Here is a 22,898-nt window from a genome sequence, read left to right as displayed (position 1 = left end):
CTCTATACCCATTCGCTTTTAAACTTATTCAATGAAGCTGCATCTTGAATAGAAAAAACCTTAGCTGATCGATCAATTTTCTTAATTAATCCCGCCAGTACGGTACCTGGGCCCACTTCAATAAACGTGTCTACCCCAAGGCTAACCATGTATTGGATCGAATCCTCCCATAATACAGGTGAAGAAACCTGTTCGACTAAGGAGGTAAATATATCGTTCGCATCAGTCAAGGCTTGTGCCGACACATTCGCCACCACAGGAATACTTGCATCCTCAACCTTTAATTCCTTTAGCCTTTGCTCGAGCTTTACGGAAGCAGGCTGTAATAGGCTAGAGTGAAACGGTCCGCTTACATTGAGAGGGATGGCACGCTTCGCGCCCTGGGATTTCGCTTCCTCTCCCGCCCTAGCAACCCCTTGGGCTGACCCGGATATGACAATTTGCCCCGGGCAATTGAGGTTAGCCAATTGAACGGGATCGCCGCTTGCCGTGATATCCTCACAAATGGCTCGGAGCTTGTCCCGATCCATGCCGAGGACAGCGGACATCGCTCCCTCACCTGCAGGTACAGCCTCCTCCATGAACTGCCCTCTTGAGCGTACCGCAAGAACCGCATCCTTGAAGCTCATGGCCCCTGCAGCCACAAGCGCAGAATACTCCCCTAAGCTATGCCCGGCGACAAAAGAAGGCGTTATTTCGACCGTTTCCTTTAACCATTCCAATACGGCAATACTCGCAGTAAGAATCGCAGGTTGTGTATTTACCGTCAGTTTCAATTGTTCTTCCGGACCTTCAAAACAAAGCTGGCTCAAGGAAAAACCTAAAGCGTCATCAGCTTGGGCGAAAATCCCTGCAGCCGCCTTGCTATTCTGTTGTGCTTCCTTCCCCATTCCCACGTACTGGGATCCCTGTCCCGGGAAAACCAACGCAATTTTACCCATATCGTCGCACTACTCCTTTTCTTTCATACTCCATCTTAGAACGGTTGCCCCCCAGGTCAATCCACCGCCAAAGCCAACCAGCACCAGGTGATCCCCTTGCTGGATACTTCCCTTGCGCACCGCTTCGTCTAGAGCAACCGGAATCGAGGCAGCGGACATATTCCCATATCGGTCCAGATTTACGACCACTTTATCCTTTGATACACCTAAACGCTTTACAGCAGCATCAATAATGCGCATATTCGCCTGATGAGGGACGAGGAAATCAATATCCTCTTTTGTTAGCCCGGCTTTCTCCAAAGCAGCTTCTGCAGAAGATCCCATCGCACGGACAGCAAACTTGAACACATCTCCGCCTGACATATATATGTAATGCAGCCGGCTCGCCACCGTTTCATTGGACGCCGGCATCCGTGAACCCCCTGCAGGAAGTTTAAGCAACTCCCCCCCTTTTCCGTCAGAACCAAGATCAAAGGAGAGAAACCCATGCCCTTCCTCTACCGTCCCAAGGACCGCAGCTCCAGCCCCATCTCCAAAGAGAACACAAGTGTTGCGATCGGTCCAGTCCACGATTTTGGATAAGCACTCGACACCGATGACCAAAGCATAGCGATAAAGTCCATTCTGGACAAATTGGCTGGCTGTCGCAATCCCATAAAGGAATCCGGTGCAGGCTGCCGCCAAATCAAAAGCTGCAGCCTTAGTAGCCCCTAATCGATCCTGTAAGATATTGGCCGTTGAGGGGAACGCTGTATCCGGCGTAACCGTTGCAACGATAATCAAATCCAATTGATCAGCTGTAATTCCAGACATCTCCAAAGCTTTTTGTGCAGCTTGATAGGCAAGATCTGAGGCTGCTTCATCTTCCCCGCTAATTCTTCTTTCCCGAATCCCTGTTCTAGTGACGATCCACTCATCCGAAGTATCTACCATTTTTTCAAGATCCTGATTGGTGAGGACCTTGTTAGGGACATAAGTTCCTGTACCTAAAATTCCTACGGATTTAAGCTTCTGCATCCCTTTCCCCTCTTTCCGGATTCACCTCATGGTTGATATGTCCAATGACATCTTTCTCCACAAATCGGACGGCTTGCACAATGGCATTCTTAACGGCGTGGGCATTGGAGGAACCGTGGGCTTTAATGCACTTGCCTTGCAGCCCCAGTAACGGGGCTCCTCCATATTCCGTATAATCCATCTTTTTCTTAATCCCCCGAAAGCTGGGTCTCAAAAGGCTTGCTCCCAGCTTTGAGATCAACGAACGAGAAAATTCATCCTTCATCACCTGGAATACAGCGTTGGCTATGCCTTCCATGGACTTCAATAATATATTCCCTGAAAAACCGTCACATACCACGACATCGCAAACACCGAAAGGAATGTCCCTCGCTTCAACATTGCCGATAAAATGAAAGGATTGCCCTTCAAACAAAGAAAAAGCTTCTTTCGTGAGTTCGTTTCCCTTCAATTCTTCTGTGCCCACATTAAGCAAGCCGATCCTTGGTCGTGAAATGCCCATGACATGTTGGGCGTAGATATTGCCCATAATCGCATATTGAAGCAAATGCTCTGGCTTCGCATCCATATTCGCCCCTACATCGAGGACAAGCACGCCCTTCCCTTCCAATGTGGGCAGAATAGGAGCTAAAGCAGGCCGTTCCACTCCCTCAATCCTTTTGGTTATAAAGATGCCTCCCGACATGAATGCGCCGGTATTCCCGGCAGAAATCACGGCATCAGCCTGCTTTTCCTTAACCAGATCTAAGGAAACAGCCATTGAGGAATCCTTCTTTCTGCGAATCGCTTTGGCAGGTTCCTTTTCGTCCGGTGTGATGATTTCAGATGCATGAATAAGTTCAATGTTAGGTGGAGGATGACTTCCTACAAGCGGCTTAATCCGAGTTTCATCTCCAACCAAAATGATATGTACATCCGGTAACGCTTGAGCTGCCTGAAGCGCCCCTTCCACAATTGCGTGGGGAGCATGATCGCCACCCATCGCATCAACCGCGATCTTCAACGCTTTCCCTCCTATGGTTTATGCAAATCCGTCGCCTTGAACACTCGGAATGTCCCGCTGAAAACCAGCTCCCCTTCTACCCTCGTTTCTACTCTGACTTTGATTTGCCCGGCAGCAGACCGCACGGTTGCCTTTGCTAAAAGTTTCTCACCCAGCCTGATTGGACGGATAAACCGAATCCTTGCTGCACCTGTCAGCACCACATCCGCATTGACTACCGCCACAGCAAGCGAGTTCGCCTGGGCGAAAATATAATGCCCTCTAGCAACCAAGGTACGGGAGAAAACATGCTCTTCCCGAATCTCTAGCAGGGAGATTGCACTATGATCCAACTGCAAATCAAGCAATTCTCCGATAACCTCATTCAACTGCAGAGACTTGACGGGGTCAAGCTTCTGTTCGGCCACATGTTTGATTCGTTCCCGCAATTCGGGAATCCCGAGTTCCATACGATCGAGCCGTACGGTTTGTATACTGACCGAAAACGACTGAGCTAATTCCTCGTCTGTAAGGAAGGGATTTATTTGCAATTCATTGGCTAATCTGTTCTGTCTTTCTTGTTTCTTTAAACGTGGTATGTTCCTCACCGCCATGATGAGATGTGTCTGTAAGGATTTTGTTACCTGGTACTAAGAGTATATAAAAAAAAACCAGCCCCTGCAACAGGCTGAAACTGTCGAAAATCATCGGACTTAAGCTTTCGCATCAAAAAGGCAAGGCACCATGGCGCCTTGCCTTATGAACTCACTAGTTGTTTACCACTTCTTCGCCCTTGTAAGATCCGCAGGCTTTGCAAACACGATGAGCTAATTTATATTCTCCGCAATTTGGGCATTTTACCATACCTGGTACTTCTAGCTTAAAGTGAGTACGGCGCATTCTCTTGCGAGTTTTGGAAGTTCTTCTTTGAGGTACTGCCATTTCTTCCACCCCCTTCGGATATTCTTGCACTCTTTTTATGAGTGTTAATGGATTGATTCAAGGTTCTTCTTCGTACTACCATGGGGTTTTACGAAAGAAATATATTATAACTGATGCTCCCCTATAGGATCAGCACCAGAAATAACCTTAACTAGCTTTTGTCTTTGTTAAAGAACAAGGCTAAATCGGCTAATCGGGGATCTATCCGTTCATTCACGCAAGCGCAAGGCTGCTCATTTCGGTTAATCCCACAGGTTGGGCAAAGGCCTCTGCATTCATCCGTACAGGTAAAAACTTGAGGCATCTCAAGCATAATCACCTGATCGAATAAGGGATCCAGTTCGATCTTGCCTCCCTGGTACGAATGAAGATCGCTTTCCTCGTCTACCTCTCCCTCAGTGAATCCTTCTTCAAAGTGGGTCTCGAAGGAATAGACCGCTGGAGCAAGACATTTAGCACATTTGGTCTTCAGATCGCCGGATAGGGTTCCTTCTACAAAAACAATTTCCCCTTCCTTGCGCGCCTTCCCGCTGAAGCGAAAATCCTCAAGTGCAACACCCGGCTGCCGGATGCTTCCAACATCAACAGGTCCTTCTAGATCTTGGAACCTTCCCGTTGCCTTTTCCAATTCTTTCACTTGAATTATCATCAAAAATCACTCCTAAGACAACAGAAACTATTATATATTTCCCAGCTTGCGTTTGTCAATAAGAAAGCTTGTCTCTATAATAAGAATCTAAGAAGAATGAAAGCGAGGAACGTTCATGAAAGTCGTCGGACTTATCGTAGAATATAATCCGCTTCATAACGGCCATTTGCATCACTATCGCGAATCCATTCGAGTTACGGGAGCAGATGCCGCCGTCGCCGTAATGAGCGGAAACTTTTTGCAGCGTGGAGAGCCCGCTATTGTAAACAAATGGGCCAGAGCGGAAATGGCATTATCCATCGGCATCGATCTAGTTCTCGAGCTTCCTGCGGCCTATTGCACACAGAATGCAGAAATGTTTGCCTTTGGAGCCATTTCTACATTAGATGCCTTAGGCGCTGTCCATCAAGTTTGTTTCGGCAGCGAAAGCGGCAATATCGATTGGATACAGCACCTTGCCGAGCACCTCGTCCATGAACCCGAAGCCTTTAAATCGATACTCAAAGCATCGCTGCAAGAAGGCCTTCCATATCCTCGGGCATACGCACGCGCTGCCTCTTCTCTTGTAGGAATAGATGAACAACTATTGGCTCAGCCCAACAATATACTCGGCTTAAATTATGTACTTGCCTTAAAACGTTTATCTAGCCCCATGCAACCTGCAACCATTACTAGACAAAAAGCCGGTTATCATCAAACGGAGATTACGGATGCGAGAATAGCAAGTGCAACCGCCCTGAGAAAATTAATCTTTGAAGAAAATCTAGAGGCCATTCAGCCATATGTCCCTAGAACTACTTTTGACATATTGCAAAGGGAGAAGACGGAGCATCGATTCCCCATGAGCTGGGATCCATTCTACCCTTTCCTTAAGCATAGTCTCACCGTTAAATCGGGTCAAGAGCTGTCCTTGATCCACGAGATCGAGGAAGGACTGGAACATCGCATCAAAAAAATCTCCCCGACAGCCTTAGGATTCAACGAGCTCATGGAAGGGATTAAAACCAAAAGATATACATGGAATCGATTGCAGAGGGCCCTTTTATATATTCTCTTAAACCTTCAGAAGAAACAAATGGCGGCACTGAACCCTGCACAGGGGGTTTCTTATGTCCGAGTACTTGGGTTTTCGGAGAAAGGGCGAAAATTGCTGCAAGCAGCGAAACATAGCATGAAAGTTCCTCTTATCAGCCGAATAGGCAAAAATCAGAGCTCCATGCTGGAACTTGATCTTCGTGCTGCTTCCGTCTACCGTTTAGGCTATCCTGAAAAGCAGACCGAAGAACTGTCCGAATTTGCCCGCCCCCCAATCCTTTGGTAGCTTAATCCTTGGATTTGGGAGGCAACTCTTTTAGATAGCTCAATGCATCATCGATCGTCTTGACAGGCACGATCTTCATGGTTGTGCTGATTTCCTTTGCCCGCTCGGCAGCTTGATCATAGTTCGATACCCCGTTCTCATCTTCCGTTGCCGGGGCAAAGAATATGTCCACTTTTTCTTTATGGGCGGCTACTACCTTGTGATGAACCCCGCCGATGCGGCCGATGGAACCATCATCATTTATTGTACCAGTTCCCGCGATGTCATATCCCTTCGTTAAATCATCCGGAGTTAACTGATTGATCATCTCCAGGGTAAACATCAAGCCGGCAGAGGGGCCTCCAATATCTTGCGATTTGATCGTTACTTCTTTCGGAATTTCAAATTGGCGCTTGGTAATGGGGGAAGCGATGCCGATTCCCGGCTTTTTCTCCCCCTTTTCATCTGTTCCCGGAAGGGTTTTTAAGGCAATGGCGGCCTCTTTGGTTATTCCCTCCCGAATGAAAGTGAGACTAACTTTATCATTTTCCTTCTTGCCCTTTAGAGAATTAATTAATTCCACAGCCGTTTCAATCTTTTTACCGTCTACTTCAGTGATAATATCACCGATCTCCAAAACCTCTTCAGCCGGGTAGCCAGGAACAAATTGCATGACAATCGCTCCCCCATTTTTCAAGTTCACGTTATACCCAGCTTTTTGAAAGGCAACAATTTTGGCTGTGTCTTGAGAGGCCTTCATAACCTCAATTTGCCTTTGGATGTATTGTTCGTTGCTTTCATGTGGACTATGAACGAGATAAGACTCCACCAAATCCGCATAAGGATCTAAAAGAGCATAAATATAGCCCGCCACATTCGTCTGGCCCGTCCTTACCGTGGTGAGGCGAAAGCTTCCTACCTCGTCTTCATAGGCATCCTCTACTACAACCATGTCATGCAAGGATATTGCTCCCCCAGGAGTAGTTATGTAGAAAGGGACTTTGATATTAATTGCAAATATAACTGCAATGATAATAGCTATAGTTCCCCAAATTTTCTTGTTTTTCATTTATGTCCTCCAGATTGCAGTACTTCTCTTATTTGATCCATGGCGTTTCTAGCTGCCCTTTCTCCTGCATTGATCAGTTCTTCTATTTCATTGAAAGAGGTGGCACTGTACCCTCCTACGTCTGGCGTAATCATCACATCGGCATTCATGATGCGGTACCGAAAAATCTCACGCTCCATCACTTGAATGGTCTGGGCAATAACATCAAAAATAGAGGTTAATTTCCCTTCGCTTGACATCATCCCTACATCCACTCCGATCACAATATCTGCTCCCATATCCCTTGCCACCGTAATGGGAACCCGATCGATGACTCCGCCATCCACAAGCATTTTTCCATTAACGATTTCGGGTACAAATATTCCCGGAATGGATACACTGGCTCGCACTGCCTGAGAAATAGGTCCATCGGTAAAGACTACCCGTTCCCCTTTTTGAAGATCCGTCGCAACAATGGACAAGGGTATTTGAAGGTGCTCTATATTTCTTCCATGGGTTAAAATGCGGACCATTTCTTTAATTTTGTCACCGGCAACAAAGCCCATCTTCGGAACCGTCAAATCAATCCAATATTTTCGTTTCAAATGGATAGCCAGCTTTCTCATCATCTCGGGATTAATCCCCGATGCATAAAAAGCGCCCACCAAGCTGCCCATACTGCTGCCCGCTATAAAGTCGATAGGCACCCCTTCCTCTTCCAGCACTTTAATTACCCCAATATGAGCCATTCCCCTGGCTCCCCCCGAACCTAAGGCCAAACCAACCTTCGGTCTATACATGACGACTCCTCCCCTGGATGCCCACATTTCACAAGGTTTCTCCTCGCCACTATTATATGAGAGCAAAAAGAAAATGATCAACGCTCTCCGATTCGCTGGCGGAAAGCTTGGTCTAAACCCAAGGGCAGATGCGTACAGTTTAATGATATGGAATCATGCACTGATGGAGGCCATGAAATGCGCTACAAACCCTACATTCTCACCTTATTCTTCGCTTCTGTTACCTTCATTCTCGTACTAGCTATAGTTCGATATCCGCAGATCGCCTTTGAATCTTCTCTGCGTGGCTTGCAGATCTGGTGGGAGGTTGTATTCCCGGCTACCTTGCCCTTTATGGTCTTGTCAGAACTCATGCTAGGCTTTGGAGTGGTTCACTTTATGGGAATTCTCCTAGAACCTCTCATGAGGCCCCTATTTAATGTACCAGGGACCGGCGGTTTCGTACTGGCCATGGGCTTTTCATCCGGCTATCCCGTTGGTCCCAAATTAGCTGCCCGCTTGAGAGAGCAAAACCTCGTTTCACGATCTGAAGGAGAAAGACTCCTTTGTTTTACCAGCACATCTGATCCGATCTTCATTTTTGGCGCAGTGGCAGTGGGCTTTTTCCATGATGCCGTTCTTGGAGTGTCTATAGCTATAGCCAATTTTGCCGGGGCAATTCTTATCGGCATCCTGCTGCGTTATCATGACCGTAAAGGCGAAATTACCCCGCCTATTCGAGAGCACACGGATTTTCTCTTGGTCCGGGCGCTGCAAGCCATGCATCGGGCCCGAATCAAAGACAATCGTCCCCTTGGAAAATTAATGGGAGATGCTGTACTGAATTCTTTTCAAACCTTAATTATTATGGGTGGATTCATCATTATCTTTTCTGTTGTCATCAAATTCGTCTCTTTAGGCTTATTGGCCGAACTCCTTACATTACCGGCAGCTTTACTGCTAGCCATCTTTCATTTCCCGAGTGATATGTCCCAATCGTTGATTATTGGTTTTTTTGAGGTCACACAAAGCATGCAATATTTAAGCAAGCTGGCTGTACAAGTCGATATGCAAATAAAAATATCCATTGCATCCGCCCTTATCGCATGGGGAGGCATTTCCGTCCATGCCCAGGTGGCCAGCATCATCAGTTCCACAGATTTGAGATATCAGCCTTATTTTTTCTGGAAGGCTATCCATGCCTTGTTAACGGGAATCATCTGCTATCTGATCTGGAAACCTCTCCAACCGTTTACAGCTCACTGGTTTAATTCCTTACCTGCATTCGCGAAAAATGCCCCGCAAGGAGGGATGGGTTACACCATGGAGGCCTTTCAGTACTTAAGCCAATACATTATAATTACGATCTTTGTGATGTCTATTCTATCTATTATCCCCTTTGTTATAAAGAAATTGAGTTCTCGACCATAGATCAATCAGCTTGGAGAGATTCTTGTAAATAAGCGGAAAATCTCCCGTTATAGGGTGATCCACAACACCTTAACGGGAGAAATTCCTCTTGCTTTTTACAGTCGCTTATCTATTTTTTGTTCCGCATACTTTTTTTTCAGTGCCGTTTCCACAATAGGAGGCACTAGCGTGCTGACATCTGCTTCATACTTTGCAACTTCTTTGACAATACTGGAGCTTAAAAAAGAATACTGATTGTTCGTCATCATGAAAAACGTTTCAATGTTATCTTCCAGCAAGCGATTGATGGATGCCATTTGCATCTCATACTCGAAATCTGAGACGGCACGCAATCCCTTAATAATGGCTTGCGCTTTCTTTGCTCTAAGATATTCAATCAGAAGCCCTTCGAAAAAGTCGACCTCTACATTCGGTATATGCTTTGTCACCTCGCGGAGCAATTCGACCCGCTCCTCAATCGTAAACATTGGCGTCTTACTGCGATTGACGAGAACAGCAACAACCACCTTATCAAATACTTTCGCGCCCCGCTGAATGATATCAAGGTGACCCTTCGTTACGGGATCGAAGCTTCCAGGACAAACGGCGATCCTCATATAATCCCACCCCCTTCTTCTCCTCCATCTTCCTTCACTTGATAAATGGTAATGCGCGTATTTCCATATTCCACTTCTTTAATCTTATGTACATTCCCAATCCTATCAGTAAGCTGCACCTCTGCATCCGTCTCCGCCACGATATAAGCCTCATCATTCAGCATGCCATGATCATGGAGGATCGCTATTTCCGTATTTATTTTCTGATAAGCATAGGGAGGATCCAGAAAAACGAGATCAAGCTTTATATTTCGTTTGGTCAAAGCCTTTAAGGCTCGACTTGCTTCATTTTTATAGACCTCAGCTTGTTCGGTTAGCTCTGTCCGTTCCAGGTTCTCCTTTATAACTGCAATGGCTTTTTTATCCAAGTCTACAAAAATGGCCTTATCCATCCCTCGACTCAGAGCTTCAATTCCTAGTCCGCCAGTTCCGGCATATAAGTCTAGAGCAACGCCCCCTTTATAATAGGGCCCTATCATGCTAAATATAGATTCTTTTACCTTATCTACGGTAGGGCGCGTCCCTTTGCCTGGAACAGCAGCTAACGGCCTGCCTTTTTTGGAGCCAGAGATTACTCGCATGTCTTCCCTCCTGGTACTCAGGATGCAATATCTATATTTCCATTATTTATCGTGGTTTACACGTTGATAAGTTTAACATAATCGGGAAAGCTGGTAAATGTTTGCAACCTCCCCGCTAAAAACAAGAAAGTTTAAAAGACATGTATAAGTTTTAAAGCAGGCGACCATAATATGGATAGTAACATGTTAAATGTTACTGACAACCGCGGAGAAGACTTACGTTTCCCCATAAGCTCTTCCTCCGGTTTCTCCTCTCCCATTGCGTGAATGTGACTTATAGTCTGCATTCGCGCTTTTTTTTCTTTTTCGTTCTATAAAAAGGTTTATTCGTTCTTAACGAAGAATTAAACTGAATACGGGATTTTAGATAATCGCAGACGGGGGTATATGAATGAAATCCTTTCGCTATTGCCAGCCACGCCTCATCATTCCTCTTCTTCTGTTTTTTTGTGCAGCTGACGCAGTCCTTACAGATCTGGGACTTACCTTTGCTTGGATTGGTGAACTGAATCCCATCATGAATTATATTTATTACGAACAAGGCGTTACTTTGTTTTATGCCATCAAACTCGGATTGCCCTGCAGTTTATTGCTTATCCGCAACATTTCCAGCCTGCTTCACCGATTTCTCGTCCTAACCACCGCCCTGTACTTTGGGGTATTCTGTCTGCATCTTGCTTGGATAACACAAATCTATTGATCCTCACATATGATTTTTTCTCCCGCCTCTGCATGATTGAAACAAAACGAGAAAACATAAACATGATTGCCTTTGTTCTAAGCGCAAAACATGCCACACTTTTGTTTCTATCTATATAAAGAGGTGACAACCATGAATACTGAACTCCTGATGAAAGACGAAACCACCCGTCCCCTTCAGGTTATAAGCCCAGACGGATCGCTCGTATCATCTGAGGGAATATCAGCGCTACCCGACCAAACCTTGAAAGAGCTTATGAGGAAAATGGTGTATACCAGGGTATGGGACCAACGGGCCATTAGCTTAAATCGCCAGGGACGGCTGGGTTTTTACGCTCCCGTGGCCGGCCAGGAAGCTTCTATGGTCGGAAGTCAGTCCGCTTTGGATAAAGAGGACTTTATTCTTCCCAGTTATCGGGATATCCCTCAAATTGTCTGGCATGGCCTCCCCCTTTACCAGGCTTTTCTTTATTCAAGAGGACACCAGCATGGAGGTCAGATTCCGGAAGGCGTAAACGTCCTCATGCCTCAGATCATCATTGGGGCACAAATCATCCAATGTGCTGGCATTGCCATGGGTTTTAAACTAAAAAAACAAAAGCATGTAGCCATTACATATATAGGTGACGGCGGGACGTCTCAAGGAGATTTCTATGAAGGCATTAATTATGCTGGCGCCTACCGCCTGCCAGCCATTTTTGTCGTTCAAAATAACCGGTATGCTATCTCAGTTCCCGTAGAAAAGCAAACGGCCGCCAAAACACTTGCACATAAAGCCGTTGCTGCAGGCATTACCGGCATCCAAGTTGATGGCATGGATGTACTTGCCGTATACCAGGCAGTCCAGGAAGCTAAGCAAAGGGCAATAAATGGAGAAGGACCAACGTTAATTGAAGCCTTAACCTATCGCTTTGGTCCTCACACCATGGCTGGGGATGACCCCACTCGTTACCGGACAAAAGAGGAATTGAACGAATGGGAGCAGCAGGACCCGCTCATTCGTTTCCGAAAGTTCCTTCAAAGCAAAAACTTATGGAGCGAGGATGAGGAAAATCAGGTTATAGAACAAACCAAGAAAGACATCGCCGATGCGATCAAAAAAACCGACGAGACGCCTAAAGTTAAAGTGACAGATATGATCGACAGCATGTTCGAGCATCTTCCCCCGCATCTGGAAGAACAGAAAGCCGAGTTTATGAAAAGGGAGGGTAAGTAAATGGCCCAAATGACCATGATCCAAGCCATTACCGATGCCATGAGAGTGGAACTTCAGCGTGACCCTTCAGTTCTTGTTTTCGGTGAGGATGTTGGGCAAAATGGAGGGGTCTTCCGTGCCACCGAAGGATTGCAGAAGGAATTTGGGGAAGAACGGGTTTTTGATACTCCCCTAGCGGAGTCAGGAATCGGCGGACTCGCTATCGGTCTTGGGGTGCAAGGCTTCCGGCCTGTAGCAGAGATCCAATTTTTCGGTTTTGTATTTGAAGTGTTCGACTCCATTGCCGCTCAGGCCTCCCGCATGAGATACCGTTCCGGGGGAAGATACCACAGCCCCATCGTATTCCGTTCGCCATTCGGAGGAGGAGTGAAAACCCCTGAGCTTCATGCGGATAGCCTAGAGGGATTGATGCTTCAAACGCCCGGTTTAAAAGTCGTAATCCCTTCTAATCCTTATGACGCGAAAGGATTATTAATTTCTGCCATTCGCGATAATGACCCCGTTGTGTTCCTGGAGCATATGAAGCTCTACCGTTCCTTCCGCGGAGAAGTTCCTGAAGGAGAATATACGATTCCGCTGGGCAAGGCAAATATTGTCCGAGAAGGCCAAGACATCACCGTGATTACCTACGGAGCCATGGTCCATACTTCGCTGAAGGCGGCGGAGGAATTGGAGAAGGCCAAAGGGATTAAAGCAGAAGTAATCGACTTAAGAACAATTAGTCCGCTTGATATGGACACCATCATAAAATCAATTCAAAAGACGAACCGCGCTATCGTCGTACAGGAAGCCCAAAAACAAGCCGGAGCAGGGGCAGAAATCATTGCCCAAATTAATGAAAGAGCCATCCTCCACTTGGAAGCTCCCGTTATTCGGGTGGCTTCACCGGATACTGTTTTCCCTTTCGCAACAGTCGAGGATGATTGGCTGCCTGATCCAAAGAGGGTCATCGAAGGCATGGATTATGTTTTGAACTTTTAAAGAAAAGTGGTGAGTAAGATGGGTGTGTTTACCTTTGCACTTCCAGATATTGGAGAAGGCATTCACGAGGGAGAAATTGTCAAGTGGCATGTCAAACCAGGTGATAACGTTCAAGAGGATCAGACCATATTAGAGGTCCAAAATGATAAAGCGGTAGTTGAAATTCCTTCCCCTGTAAACGGAACCGTAAAAGAGATTAAAGTGTCGGAAGGCACTGTATCTGTTGTAGGGGATCCCCTCGTCACTTTTGAAGTGGAAGGAGCCGGAAATGAAGGGACTGCACCAGCCCACGCAGCAGAGCCAACTTCAGAGCCAGCACAACAGCCTGCAGCCAAAGAAGCTGCTCCGGAAGCTAATGAGGCAGCTCCCGAAACCAAGGATGTGGCGGGAACCCCAACGTCACCAATTGATAAAACGTTAATTCTAGCTACGCCAAGCATAAGAAAACTCGCCCGCGAAAAAGGGGTAGACCTGTCTTTAGTAAAGGGAACAGGAACCAATGGACGAATTACACGGGAAGATATCCTGGGCTTTACGGGCCAAGCCCCTGCAGCACAAGCAGCGGAGACCAATGCTCCAGCGCCATCCGCAGCTGTAGCTGATCCACCTGTTGCCAAGCAGCCTGCTGCCCAAACTGCCGCGAGCCTTGCCGATGCGGTTGAAATCGTTCCGCTTAAAGGAATCCGTAAAGTCATCGCCGAGGCGATGGTTCGTTCGAAATCCACAGCTCCCCATGTGACGATCATGGACGAGGTGGACGTCAGCAAATTAGTAGCCTTCCGTCAACGGATTAAGCCTGTTGCCGAAAAGAAGGGGATCAAAGTCACTTACCTGCCTTTTATCGTAAAGGCGGTAGTCGGTGCTTTAAAAGCATTTCCAGCTCTTAATGCTTCGATTGACGATAACAAAGGTGAAATCATTTACAAAAAGTTTTATAACGTAGGTATCGCTACCGATACGGATAACGGCCTTATGGTACCTGTCATAGCCGAAACCGACCGGCGAAGCATTTGGGAGATTGCTACCCGCATCAATGAGCTGGCTGTCAAAGCTAGGGATGGAAAACTTACCCCTCAGGAAATGAAGAACGGGACATTTACGATTACCAATATCGGTTCAGCCGGCGGACAGTTTTTCACACCTGTGATCAACTACCCTGAGGTTGCCATTCTCGGCGTTGGCCGGATCTCTGACAAACCGATTGTCAAGGGCGGATTGGTTCAAGCCGCGCCCGTGATGGCCTTGTCCCTAAGCTTCGATCACCGCTTAATCGATGGGGTTACAGCCCAGCAGTTTGTAAATTATCTCAAACAAGTACTCGAAGACCCTGAGCTCTTGCTAATGGAGGTGTAAGCAAAGTGGTCGTAGGCGAATTTACAACAGAAATCGATGTGCTAGTCATTGGTGCCGGCCCAGGAGGCTATGTGGCTGCCATCCGCGCTGCCCAGCTTGGGAAAAATGTCGTCATTGTCGATAAGGATAATGTTGGCGGAGTATGTCTAAACCGCGGATGCATTCCGTCCAAAGCGTTAATTTCTGCAGCCCATCGATATGAGGAGTTGCACGAGCCCTCAGATATGGGAATTACGGCCGAGCAGGTCCAGATGGATTTTGGCAAAGTGCAGGCGTGGAAGGAAAGTGTGGTCAACAAACTAACAAAGGGCGTTGAAGGGCTTTTGAAAGGCAACAAGGTACAAATTGTTTCTGGAGAAGCTCTCTTTGTGGAGAAAGATCAAGTAAGGGTCCTAAGCGGTTATGAAAGCAACCGCTATAAATTTAACCACTGCATCATCGCTACGGGTTCCCGTCCGATCGAGCTCAAGGCATTTCCTTATGGGAACCGGATCCTGTCTTCTACGGAAGCTCTTAGCTTGAAAGAGGTTCCCTCTAGGCTGATCGTCATCGGCGGCGGATACATAGGCGTCGAATTAGGACAAACCTATGCCAAGCTGGGTTCCCAGGTTACCATTTTGGAAGGGGCCGATCAAATCCTGCCTGGCTTTGAAAAATCAATCACGCAGTTGGTCAACAAAGCATTAAAGAAGAAAAATGTAACCATTCACACCAAGGCTCTTGCTCAAAAAGCCGAACAGACCGATACAGAAGTGACCGTCACCTACCAAGTTGGAGAAGAAACGAAAACCGTTACTGCTGACTATCTTCTGGTAACGGTTGGCCGACGTCCAAACACCGATGAATTCGGACTGGAGAGCATCGGATTGCAAATGGATGAGCGAGGTTACATCCAGATCGATCACCAATGCAAAACAAGCATTCCTAATGTCTATGCCATCGGGGACATCGTTCCAGGTCCTGCCCTCGCTCACAAAGCTTCCTATGAAGGAAAAGTGGCCGCAGAAGTCATCGCTGGTCTGCCTAGCGCTATTGATTATAAAGTCATCCCTGCTATTGTATTCTCTGACCCAGAAATCGCCAGTGTAGGGTTGAGTGAATCCGAAGCCAAAGAAAAGGGACTGAATATCACCACCGGAAGATTTTCCTATGGTGCCAACGGCCGAGCCCTGAGTGCCAACAGGTCCGAAGGGGTAGTCAAAGTGGTGGCGGAGAAAGACTCCGGAATAATACTTGGAGCACATATAACAGGTTATGAAGCCTCTAACCTGATTTCCGAAGTCGCCTTAGCCATTGAGATGGGCGCTACTTTGGAAGACCTGACTTTAACCATCCACGCCCATCCAACCCTAGCGGAAATGGTCATGGAAGCGGCAGAAGCCGCTGCGGGACATGGTATTCATTCATTGAGTAAGTAGAGTTTTGGGAAGGCGTGACGTGAAAACTCACGCCTTTTTGAGTTTTTGAAGATAAGGGAAATATTTTCCTTGATCCAAAAAAGGTTCTCCCTGTCGATTCTAACATAGCTAGTCCAGTATTTCCCTTTCCAATATCCCTTGGTTCTCTAAGTAAACCTGCAAATCATAAAACTCCCGATTCTGCCAAAAGTCCGTCCGTTTTAACAAACTAACAGCTTCCTGGCGAGCCAACTCCAATTGTTCGAAGTCCTGGGAGATATCCGCAAGCCTAAAATCAGGCAGACCGCTTTGCTTTGTCCCAAAGAAGTCACCGGGACCTCGCAGCTGCAGGTCTCTGCGAGCGACTTCAAATCCATCATTGGTTTCCTTCATGATACGCATCCTCTCTCGCCCTACCTCTGTTTTTGGGTCAGCGATGAGTATGCAGTAGGATTGCTCGGAGCCTCTGCCTACCCTGCCGCGAAGCTGGTGAAGCTGGGCAAGTCCAAACCGCTCCGCATCATAGACGACCATTACAGTAGCATTCGGAACATTCACGCCGACTTCCACAACTGTAGTAGAGACCAAAACCTGAACCTGATTTTCACTGAATGCTTTCATGACCTCATCTTTTTCGCGAGCAGATAGTCTTCCATGCATCAGACCCACCCCAAATTCTCCACCGAAATAATGCGTCAACTGAGCATGGACATCAATGGCGTTCTGCACATCCAGTTTTTCGGATTCTTCAATAAGCGGACAGATCACATAAGCTTGTCTGCCTGCTTTGAGTTCCTTGCCCACGAATGCAAGGACTCTTTCAAACATTTCTTCTTTTACCCAATAGGTTTCGATGGGCTTTCTGCCAGCAGGCAGTTCATCGATCGTAGACACGTCCATATCTCCAAATACCGATATTGCCAGCGTGCGGGGAATGGGGGTTGCGGTCATGAAAAGCACATTCGGCTGAAGACCCTTTTCTCGCAAAATCCTTCGCTGTTCCACGCCGAATCGGTGCTGCTCATCCGTGATGACGAGCCCCAGCCGCGAAAAAAATACATCATCTTGGATTAGCGCATGCGTTCCGATGACCACATCAATGGTCCCCATCTGCAGCCCTCCGATCACTTCCCTCCGTGCTTTTGCAGCCAAGCTTCCAGACAGCAGTGCTACTTGAATGCCATATCCGGATAATAATTGAACCATGGACTGCATATGTTGCTCTGCCAAGATCTCGGTGGGTACCATCAGGGCTCCCTGATAACCAGCTTTTACTGCTGCAAATAAGGCAACTGCAGCTACAATCGTTTTTCCCGAACCTACATCTCCTTGCAGCAAGCGGTTCATTCCTTGATCCTGTCGAAGATCATCCAGGATTTCCTTCAATACTCTCTTTTGGGCATTGGTCAAGCGGAAGGGCAAGGAACGGACAAACTGCCGTACCTCTTCAAGAGGGACAGGTAAAGCTAGCCCTTTTTGATTTTTCTTTTGAATCAGCTGGTAAGCCTGCATTTTTAATTGATAGAAAAAAAGTTCTTCAAAGGCTAGCCTTTTCCTGGCCTTTCTCCCAGCGTCGGTAGACGAAGGAAAGTGTATGGAGCCAATAGCCTCAGCTCGATCCACAAACTCATATTTTTCGAGGATTTGCGCGGGGAGAACTTCTGTAATCTCCTGATGGAACTGCCGTAAAGCCTGGGTCATATACTTCCGCATTTGCTTTACCGTTACAGATGAAGAAACCGGATATACAGGTTGAATCTTTGGCTGCTCATCCCCTGTTTTGCTGGGGGATGGCGGGCCAACTTTGGTTTCCGCAACGGTCATTTGCAGACGATTTCTCTCCCATTTGCCACTAATTTGGACTTCCTTGCCTGGAGAGAGTTTCGGTTTCAAAAAATGCTGGTTGAACCAAATTGCCGTCACGACTAACCGATCCACAACAAGCCGAACTGTCATCCTCGATTTGTTTCTTCCGTAGAAACGCACGGATGGCTCACCATAAATCGTACCCTGAATCGTTACTTTTTCCCCGTCTTCTACCTCGGTCAGATCCTTAATGGTGTAGTCCTCGTAGCGAGAGGGAAAATAGAATAATAAGTCATGTACGGTTGCAATGCCTAATGCCTGCAAATCTTTGGCTTTCTCTTCCCCTATTCCTTTTACTTCAGTTATTGGTGACCACAATCGATTTCCCATCCTATTCTGTCGCCGAACCGAAGATTCGGCGTTCTAGTTCCCGGCCAGTAGGTGTAGCCGCCAAACCTCCAAGGGCTGTCTCCTTTAGCGTATTTGGCATTGTACAACCAATGCGGTACATCGCGTCAATCACTTCGTCTGTAGGGATGGCGCTTTTTATTCCGGCCAGGGCCATGTCTGCCGCCGTCATGGCTATCGCAGCGCCCATTGCATTGCGCTTTACACAAGGGACCTCGACTAGACCGGCAACAGGATCGCATACTAATCCGAGCATATTTTTCAGGGCAATCGCAACGGCCTGAGCCGATTGCTCGGCACTACCTCCCGCCATCTCGACAATGGCTGCTGCCGCCATGGCTGTGGCAGATCCGACCTCAGCTTGACACCCGCCAGCTGCCCCGGAAATAAAGGCATTATTTGCGATGACAAACCCAATTGCCCCAGATGTAAATAAATAGCGAATCATGTGCTCGCGTGTCGCCTGCAGCCTTTTGCTTACCGCAAACAAGGTTCCCGGTACGATTCCGCAGGCGCCAGCCGTTGGCGTAGCACAAATAGTCCCCATTTTTGCATTGACCTCATTGGTCGCTACGGATTTACTCACTGCATCAAGCAAAAGCTCTCCGGATAACGGCTGGTGATCGCGAAGGTAGTTTTGCAGCAGGACCGCATCTCCCCCGGTTAAGCCGCTCCGTGAGCGTTCAGTCTCGGCAATTCCACGGTTCACAGCTTCTTCCATGACATCGAGGTTTCTCTCCATCAACTGAAAAACCGTATCTCTCGTTTTGCCTGACAATTCTACTTCAGCCTCTATCATGATTTCGGATATTGGTTTATTTTCCCTTACCGAAAGTTCAACTAATTCTGCAATGGTACGAAAGGTCATTTTTTATATTTCCTCCCCTGCTTATTCCATGGGCTCCAGGGAAACTACCCTGGAAATATGCGCTAGCGCTTCAATTTCCCGGCAAACCTCTGGAGGAATCGGCTGATCCGTTTCAATCACCATAATCGACTCCAGCCCTTTTGCCTTTCGGGCCATCTCCATGTAACCGATATTGACTTGATGTTTGGCTAATACTTGGGAAACCGATGCTACGATACCATAACGATCATCGTGCCAGATTAATAGAGTCGGACTTTCTCCAGTCAGGCGAAGGGGATAGCCGTCCACACCTGTAATCTCCATTTTTCCTCCACCGATCGAAATGCCTTCCACCATCAGGGAGCCCTGATCATCCTTTAAGATGACCCGTGCCGTATTGGGGTGGTTGGGGACTTCCTCGGAAACGCTTATTTGAATGTTGACGTCCATTTGTTTGGCCCATTCAAGCGAATCGACGATTCTTTTATCAAAAGTATTAAAGCCTAAAACCCCCCCGACTAAGGCAATATCCGTGCCATGCCCCCTATAGGTTTTAGCGAAAGAGCCCAAAAATAAAATTTCCGCAGATTGAGGTTGTCTCTGAAACAGCCTTCGGGACAGTAAACCGATGCGGGCAGCCCCGGCTGTATGAGAACTGGACGGCCCAATCATAATGGGACCAATGATATCAAATACAGAGCGATACTTCACGCAACCTCCTCCTCTCCTAATTCATTTTAGTTATCTGGGGCAGCAAAGTTTCCTGGATTTCGGACAGAAAAACAGAAGAAGGAAGGATGACAGTCATTCCTTCCCTCTACTCTATATTTTATACATCGAGATCGCCAAAACATTCGGGCCTACATGTGCTCCAATGACTGGCCCTATCTCCGACATCGAAATATCCGCGATGTTAAATTCTTGGGTAAGCTGTTCCTTAAGCTGTTCCGCTTCATCAGGATTGGTCGCATAGAGTATAGAAGCAATCACCTGTTCATCACCAGCATATTGCTTGAGTTCACCAATCATGGTGCTCATCGCTTTCTTTTTCCCGCGCACCTTATCAAAAGGGTAAACCTCACCGTTTTCATTTAGCGACAAGATCGGTTTCACATTGAGGAGGGTGCCGATCAACGCTTGAGCTTTTCCAATCCTTCCGCCCTTTTGCAAATACGTCAAAGTGTCGAGGACAAAGAATTCACGCTGCCCCTTTATCATCCGATCAATCAGTGCCAAACATTCCTCTTTGCTTTTCCCTTCCTTAACAGCCCTAGCCGCCTGTACCACTATCGTTCCTAGTAAATAGGCCGCCTTTTTGGAATCAATCACGGTAATGTCCGATGGGGGTTCAACCATGGTCCTGGCTATATTGGCCGATTGAAAGGTTCCGCTTAGCGAACTCGATAGATGGATGGAGATGATTTGAACATCCGGACCATACTTCCTCCCAAGTTCAGCATATACCTGTTCAAAATCGGCAGGAGATGGCTGTGACGTGGTGGGGAATTGCTCGCTTTTTACCAGTTTTGCAAAAAAGTCCGCTGGGGTAATATTGACTCCATCCAAATAGGTCTCCCCATTAATATGTACCTTAAGCGGAACAATATGGATCCCCCATTCTTCCGCCAAAGGTGCAGGGATATCGGCTGTACTGTCCGTTACTATACAAATTTGAGCCATCAGACTGTCCCCTTTCTATTCAATCGAAAAAATAAAGGAATATAGCGGCTGGCCCCCTGCATGTATCTCTACTTCCAAATCCGGATAAGAGGATTGAAGGTGCTCAGTCAATTCATCAGCCTGTTCCCGGTTGATTTCTTCCCCGTACAGAATGGTGATGATTTCATCGGACTTCTCTATCATGGCAGAAAGCAACTGTTTGGCTGCCTCTAAGGGGGATAAACCCGTTGCTACAATTTCACCATTAGATAAGCCTAAGTAATCCCCTTCCTTGATTTCAAGCTGTTCTAATTTGGTATCCCGTACAGCAAAAGTGACTTGTCCTGTCTTCACCCGGCTTAAAGCGTCTGTCATTACTCTTGTATTGGTCAGGGCATCAGCTCCCATCTGGAAAGCTAACATGGCTGACATGCCTTGTGGAATAGAGCGACTTGGAATCACAAAGGAAGGGACATCCAATAGTTGAATGGCCTGTTCAGCTGCCATGATCACATTTTTGTTATTGGGAAGAAACAAGATGTGCTCGGCTTTAATCCGCCTTGCAGCGTTGACTAGATCTTCGGTGCTTGGGTTCATTGACTGCCCCCCTGACACGACCTCATCCACACCCAAGCTTTTGAGGATGTCAGAAATTCCTTCCCCCATCGCAACCGCCACCACTCCAAACGGCTGTTTAGGTTTTCTAGGGGTCCCTTTTTCCGTCACACCGCTCCATTCCATCTCTTCTGAGATAATATGCGAATGCTGTTCCCTCATGTTCTCTATCTTAATGCCAGTCAGTTCACCATAACGCTGCCCAAAGGAGAGAACATCCCCAGGCTGTTCACTATGAATGTGAACCTTGACCAAGTCATCATCTGAAACGACAAGCAAGGAATCACCGAAATGGCTTATCTTTTCCCTGAAATCTCCTTGCTTGAATTCATTCCGGCCATCCAGCTTGACAAGAAATTCCGTGCAGTAACCGTAGTGTATATCTTCCGTTTTCAGGTGTATTTGAGCACGTTCCTCGGAGAATTCATTAATGAGTGGACTCTCTATTCCGGTTAAGTTGGATTCATATGAGATATCCTCATCACCGATTACCGCATCCCCTTGCAAAGCCTGATAAAAACCTTGGTATATGTAAACTAATCCTTGACCGCCAGAGTCCACTACCCCCACTTCCTTCAGGACCGGAAGCAGATCCGGGGTACGAGCTAAGGATTCTTCTGCTGCATCCAGGGCTGCCTTAACAATTTCTACCGCATCATGACTTCGTTTAGATACACGCACCGCTCCCGCAGCAGCGTCCTTCGCTACAGTAAGAATCGTCCCTTCAACAGGCTTCATTACAGCATCATAAGCCATGGATACCCCTTGGGTAAAGGCATGAGCCAGCTTCTCGGCCGTTACCTTCTCCTCCTCCGCTATCGCCTTGGCAAAGCCGCGGAATAATTGGGATAAAATGACCCCTGAATTTCCCCTTGCCCCCATTAGTAAACCTTTGGATAAGCTTTGGGCTGCTCTCCCTGCATGCTCTCCGGACTGCCTTTTCAGTTCAGCTACTCCTGAATTCATCGTGAGATTCATATTCGTCCCCGTATCTCCATCCGGAACGGGAAACACATTGAGAGCATCTACTCTGGCTGCATGCCGAGAGAGATTGGAAGCACCTGTTAGTAACATATGGGTCAATTCTTTTGCAGTTAGTTCCTTTATTATCACTTACAGTACCTCCTGTTTACGGTGCGGACACCCTAACGCCCTGAACATAGACATTAACACCTGACACGTCTAGGCCAAGCGTTTGGTTTAAGGTATATTTCACTTTTGTTTGCACATTATGAGCCACTTCGGAGATTTTCACTCCATAGCTCACTATAATGTACAAATCGATTTCTACTCGTCCGTCTTGTTCCTTCACATCCACTCCACGGCTCAGGTTTTCCCTGCCTAACAGCTCTGTAAAGCCATCTTTCAAAGCTTTTCGGGAAGCCATGCCAACAAGTCCATAGCAGTCTACAGCCGCTCCTCCGGCAATTGTGGCAATTACATCGTTAGAAACGTCGATTCTTCCTAAAGAAGTATTGATTTCTACACTCATCATTTAAATCTCCTTTGCATGGGAGTCATTCTACTCATTTTACTACAATTATAGTGCATTTGAAAGGCTTTCAAAATACAAATGATCTAGTACATATTGCGTAACTAAAGGTTATATGTTATTATGTTTTAGTATTTCTTTAACTGATAGTGTTGTATC

General features: G+C 46.9%; 23 protein-coding genes. 7 read left to right on the top strand and 16 right to left on the bottom strand.

Annotation, left to right across the window (positions count from 1 at the left end):
* Nucleotides 1-2 precede the first annotated feature (2 nt).
* The 6 genes from fabD to ABLT31_RS01860 all read right to left on the bottom strand — a co-directional run bounded on the left by fabD (nt 3) and on the right by ABLT31_RS01860 (nt 4,531).
* Nucleotides 3-941: an ACP S-malonyltransferase gene (fabD, locus tag ABLT31_RS01885; protein ID WP_367748128.1), complete on the bottom strand. Its 939-nt coding sequence runs from the start codon at nt 939-941 to the stop codon at nt 3-5.
* Nucleotides 942-950: 9 nt separating this feature from the next.
* Nucleotides 951-1,958, bottom strand: coding sequence for a beta-ketoacyl-ACP synthase III (locus ABLT31_RS01880; RefSeq protein ID WP_367748125.1), 1,008 nt, complete (start codon nt 1,956-1,958; stop codon nt 951-953).
* Nucleotides 1,945-2,961 carry a phosphate acyltransferase PlsX gene (plsX, locus tag ABLT31_RS01875; RefSeq protein ID WP_367748122.1) on the bottom strand — a complete coding sequence of 339 codons (1,017 nt, stop codon included), beginning with the start codon at nt 2,959-2,961 and terminating at the stop codon, nt 1,945-1,947. Before plsX ends, ABLT31_RS01880 begins: the two co-directional genes overlap by 14 nt.
* An 11-nt stretch (nt 2,962-2,972) precedes the next feature.
* On the bottom strand, nt 2,973-3,548 hold the full coding sequence (gene fapR / locus ABLT31_RS01870; protein WP_367748119.1) for a transcription factor FapR: 576 nt from the start codon (nt 3,546-3,548) through the stop codon (nt 2,973-2,975).
* Nucleotides 3,549-3,708: 160 nt separating this feature from the next.
* Nucleotides 3,709-3,882 carry a 50S ribosomal protein L32 gene (rpmF, locus tag ABLT31_RS01865; protein WP_129197036.1) on the bottom strand — a complete coding sequence of 58 codons (174 nt, stop codon included), beginning with the start codon at nt 3,880-3,882 and terminating at the stop codon, nt 3,709-3,711.
* Between the two features lie 151 nt (nt 3,883-4,033).
* Complete coding sequence (locus tag ABLT31_RS01860; RefSeq protein WP_367748116.1) at nt 4,034-4,531, bottom strand: YceD family protein; 498 nt, start codon at nt 4,529-4,531, stop codon at nt 4,034-4,036.
* Nucleotides 4,532-4,646: 115 nt separating this feature from the next.
* Here ABLT31_RS01860 and ABLT31_RS01855 point away from each other — a divergent pair, with 115 nt between their 5' ends.
* Nucleotides 4,647-5,852: a nucleotidyltransferase gene (locus tag ABLT31_RS01855; RefSeq protein WP_367748115.1), complete on the top strand. Its 1,206-nt coding sequence runs from the start codon at nt 4,647-4,649 to the stop codon at nt 5,850-5,852.
* Nucleotide 5,853: 1 nt separating this feature from the next.
* On the opposite strand, the gene ABLT31_RS01850 is transcribed toward ABLT31_RS01855, so the two are convergent.
* Together ABLT31_RS01850 and ABLT31_RS01845 are read right to left on the bottom strand one after the other, a co-directional pair.
* The gene (locus ABLT31_RS01850) at nt 5,854-6,900 is read right to left on the bottom strand and encodes a SepM family pheromone-processing serine protease (protein WP_367748113.1); all 1,047 of its coding nucleotides are present in this window, start codon (nt 6,898-6,900) and stop codon (nt 5,854-5,856) included.
* Nucleotides 6,897-7,679 (bottom strand): patatin-like phospholipase family protein, encoded by a 783-nt coding sequence (locus tag ABLT31_RS01845; RefSeq protein ID WP_367748110.1) that lies wholly within the window; start codon nt 7,677-7,679, stop codon nt 6,897-6,899. Before ABLT31_RS01845 ends, ABLT31_RS01850 begins: the two co-directional genes overlap by 4 nt.
* 177 nt (nt 7,680-7,856) lie before the next feature.
* Between ABLT31_RS01845 and ylbJ the strand changes: the two genes are divergently transcribed.
* A complete protein-coding gene (ylbJ, locus tag ABLT31_RS01840; RefSeq protein ID WP_367748108.1) occupies nt 7,857-9,089 on the top strand; it encodes a sporulation integral membrane protein YlbJ in 1,233 nt (410 codons plus the stop codon).
* A 95-nt stretch (nt 9,090-9,184) separates the two neighbouring features.
* Here the strand turns inward: ylbJ and coaD are convergent, their stop codons facing one another.
* Nucleotides 9,185-9,685 carry a pantetheine-phosphate adenylyltransferase gene (gene coaD / locus ABLT31_RS01835; RefSeq protein WP_367748105.1) on the bottom strand — a complete coding sequence of 167 codons (501 nt, stop codon included), beginning with the start codon at nt 9,683-9,685 and terminating at the stop codon, nt 9,185-9,187.
* A complete protein-coding gene (gene rsmD / locus ABLT31_RS01830) occupies nt 9,682-10,266 on the bottom strand; it encodes a 16S rRNA (guanine(966)-N(2))-methyltransferase RsmD (RefSeq protein WP_367748102.1) in 585 nt (194 codons plus the stop codon). Before rsmD ends, coaD begins: the two co-directional genes overlap by 4 nt.
* A 391-nt stretch (nt 10,267-10,657) precedes the next feature.
* On the opposite strand from rsmD, the gene ABLT31_RS01825 reads away from it, so the two are divergent.
* The 5 genes from ABLT31_RS01825 (at nt 10,658) to lpdA (ending at nt 15,933) form a co-directional block, all read left to right on the top strand.
* The gene (locus ABLT31_RS01825; protein ID WP_367748099.1) at nt 10,658-10,966 is read left to right on the top strand and encodes a DUF5658 family protein; all 309 of its coding nucleotides are present in this window, start codon (nt 10,658-10,660) and stop codon (nt 10,964-10,966) included.
* Between the two features lie 132 nt (nt 10,967-11,098).
* Nucleotides 11,099-12,181: a pyruvate dehydrogenase (acetyl-transferring) E1 component subunit alpha gene (pdhA, locus tag ABLT31_RS01820; RefSeq protein ID WP_367748096.1), complete on the top strand. Its 1,083-nt coding sequence runs from the start codon at nt 11,099-11,101 to the stop codon at nt 12,179-12,181.
* On the top strand, nt 12,182-13,162 hold the full coding sequence (locus ABLT31_RS01815) for an alpha-ketoacid dehydrogenase subunit beta (RefSeq protein ID WP_367748093.1): 981 nt from the start codon (nt 12,182-12,184) through the stop codon (nt 13,160-13,162).
* Nucleotides 13,163-13,180: 18 nt separating this feature from the next.
* Entirely contained in the window at nt 13,181-14,515 is a 1,335-nt protein-coding gene (locus tag ABLT31_RS01810; protein WP_367749338.1) for a dihydrolipoamide acetyltransferase family protein, read from the top strand.
* 5 nt (nt 14,516-14,520) lie between these two features.
* The gene (gene lpdA / locus ABLT31_RS01805; RefSeq protein ID WP_367748091.1) at nt 14,521-15,933 is read left to right on the top strand and encodes a dihydrolipoyl dehydrogenase; all 1,413 of its coding nucleotides are present in this window, start codon (nt 14,521-14,523) and stop codon (nt 15,931-15,933) included.
* A 108-nt stretch (nt 15,934-16,041) separates the two neighbouring features.
* Here the strand turns inward: lpdA and recG are convergent, their stop codons facing one another.
* The 6 genes from recG to ABLT31_RS01775 all read right to left on the bottom strand — a co-directional run bounded on the left by recG (nt 16,042) and on the right by ABLT31_RS01775 (nt 22,739).
* The gene (gene recG, locus ABLT31_RS01800; RefSeq protein WP_367748089.1) at nt 16,042-18,108 is read right to left on the bottom strand and encodes an ATP-dependent DNA helicase RecG; all 2,067 of its coding nucleotides are present in this window, start codon (nt 18,106-18,108) and stop codon (nt 16,042-16,044) included.
* A gap of 1 nt (nt 18,109) precedes the next feature.
* Complete coding sequence (gene sdaAA / locus ABLT31_RS01795; RefSeq protein ID WP_367748086.1) at nt 18,110-18,994, bottom strand: L-serine ammonia-lyase, iron-sulfur-dependent, subunit alpha; 885 nt, start codon at nt 18,992-18,994, stop codon at nt 18,110-18,112.
* A 21-nt stretch (nt 18,995-19,015) separates the two neighbouring features.
* Complete coding sequence (gene sdaAB / locus ABLT31_RS01790; RefSeq protein WP_367748084.1) at nt 19,016-19,684, bottom strand: L-serine ammonia-lyase, iron-sulfur-dependent subunit beta; 669 nt, start codon at nt 19,682-19,684, stop codon at nt 19,016-19,018.
* Nucleotides 19,685-19,795: 111 nt separating this feature from the next.
* The gene (locus ABLT31_RS01785) at nt 19,796-20,653 is read right to left on the bottom strand and encodes a DegV family protein (protein WP_367748081.1); all 858 of its coding nucleotides are present in this window, start codon (nt 20,651-20,653) and stop codon (nt 19,796-19,798) included.
* A gap of 15 nt (nt 20,654-20,668) precedes the next feature.
* The gene (locus ABLT31_RS01780; RefSeq protein ID WP_462976456.1) at nt 20,669-22,360 is read right to left on the bottom strand and encodes a DAK2 domain-containing protein; all 1,692 of its coding nucleotides are present in this window, start codon (nt 22,358-22,360) and stop codon (nt 20,669-20,671) included.
* 16 nt (nt 22,361-22,376) lie between these two features.
* Nucleotides 22,377-22,739: an Asp23/Gls24 family envelope stress response protein gene (locus ABLT31_RS01775; RefSeq protein ID WP_367748079.1), complete on the bottom strand. Its 363-nt coding sequence runs from the start codon at nt 22,737-22,739 to the stop codon at nt 22,377-22,379.
* Between the last annotated feature and the right edge of the window lie 159 nt (nt 22,740-22,898).

The sequence above is a fragment of the Ammoniphilus soli genome (assembly GCF_040813775.1).
The sequence above is the reverse complement of the archived record's forward strand: the minus strand, read 5'-3'. Positions and strand labels throughout refer to the sequence as shown.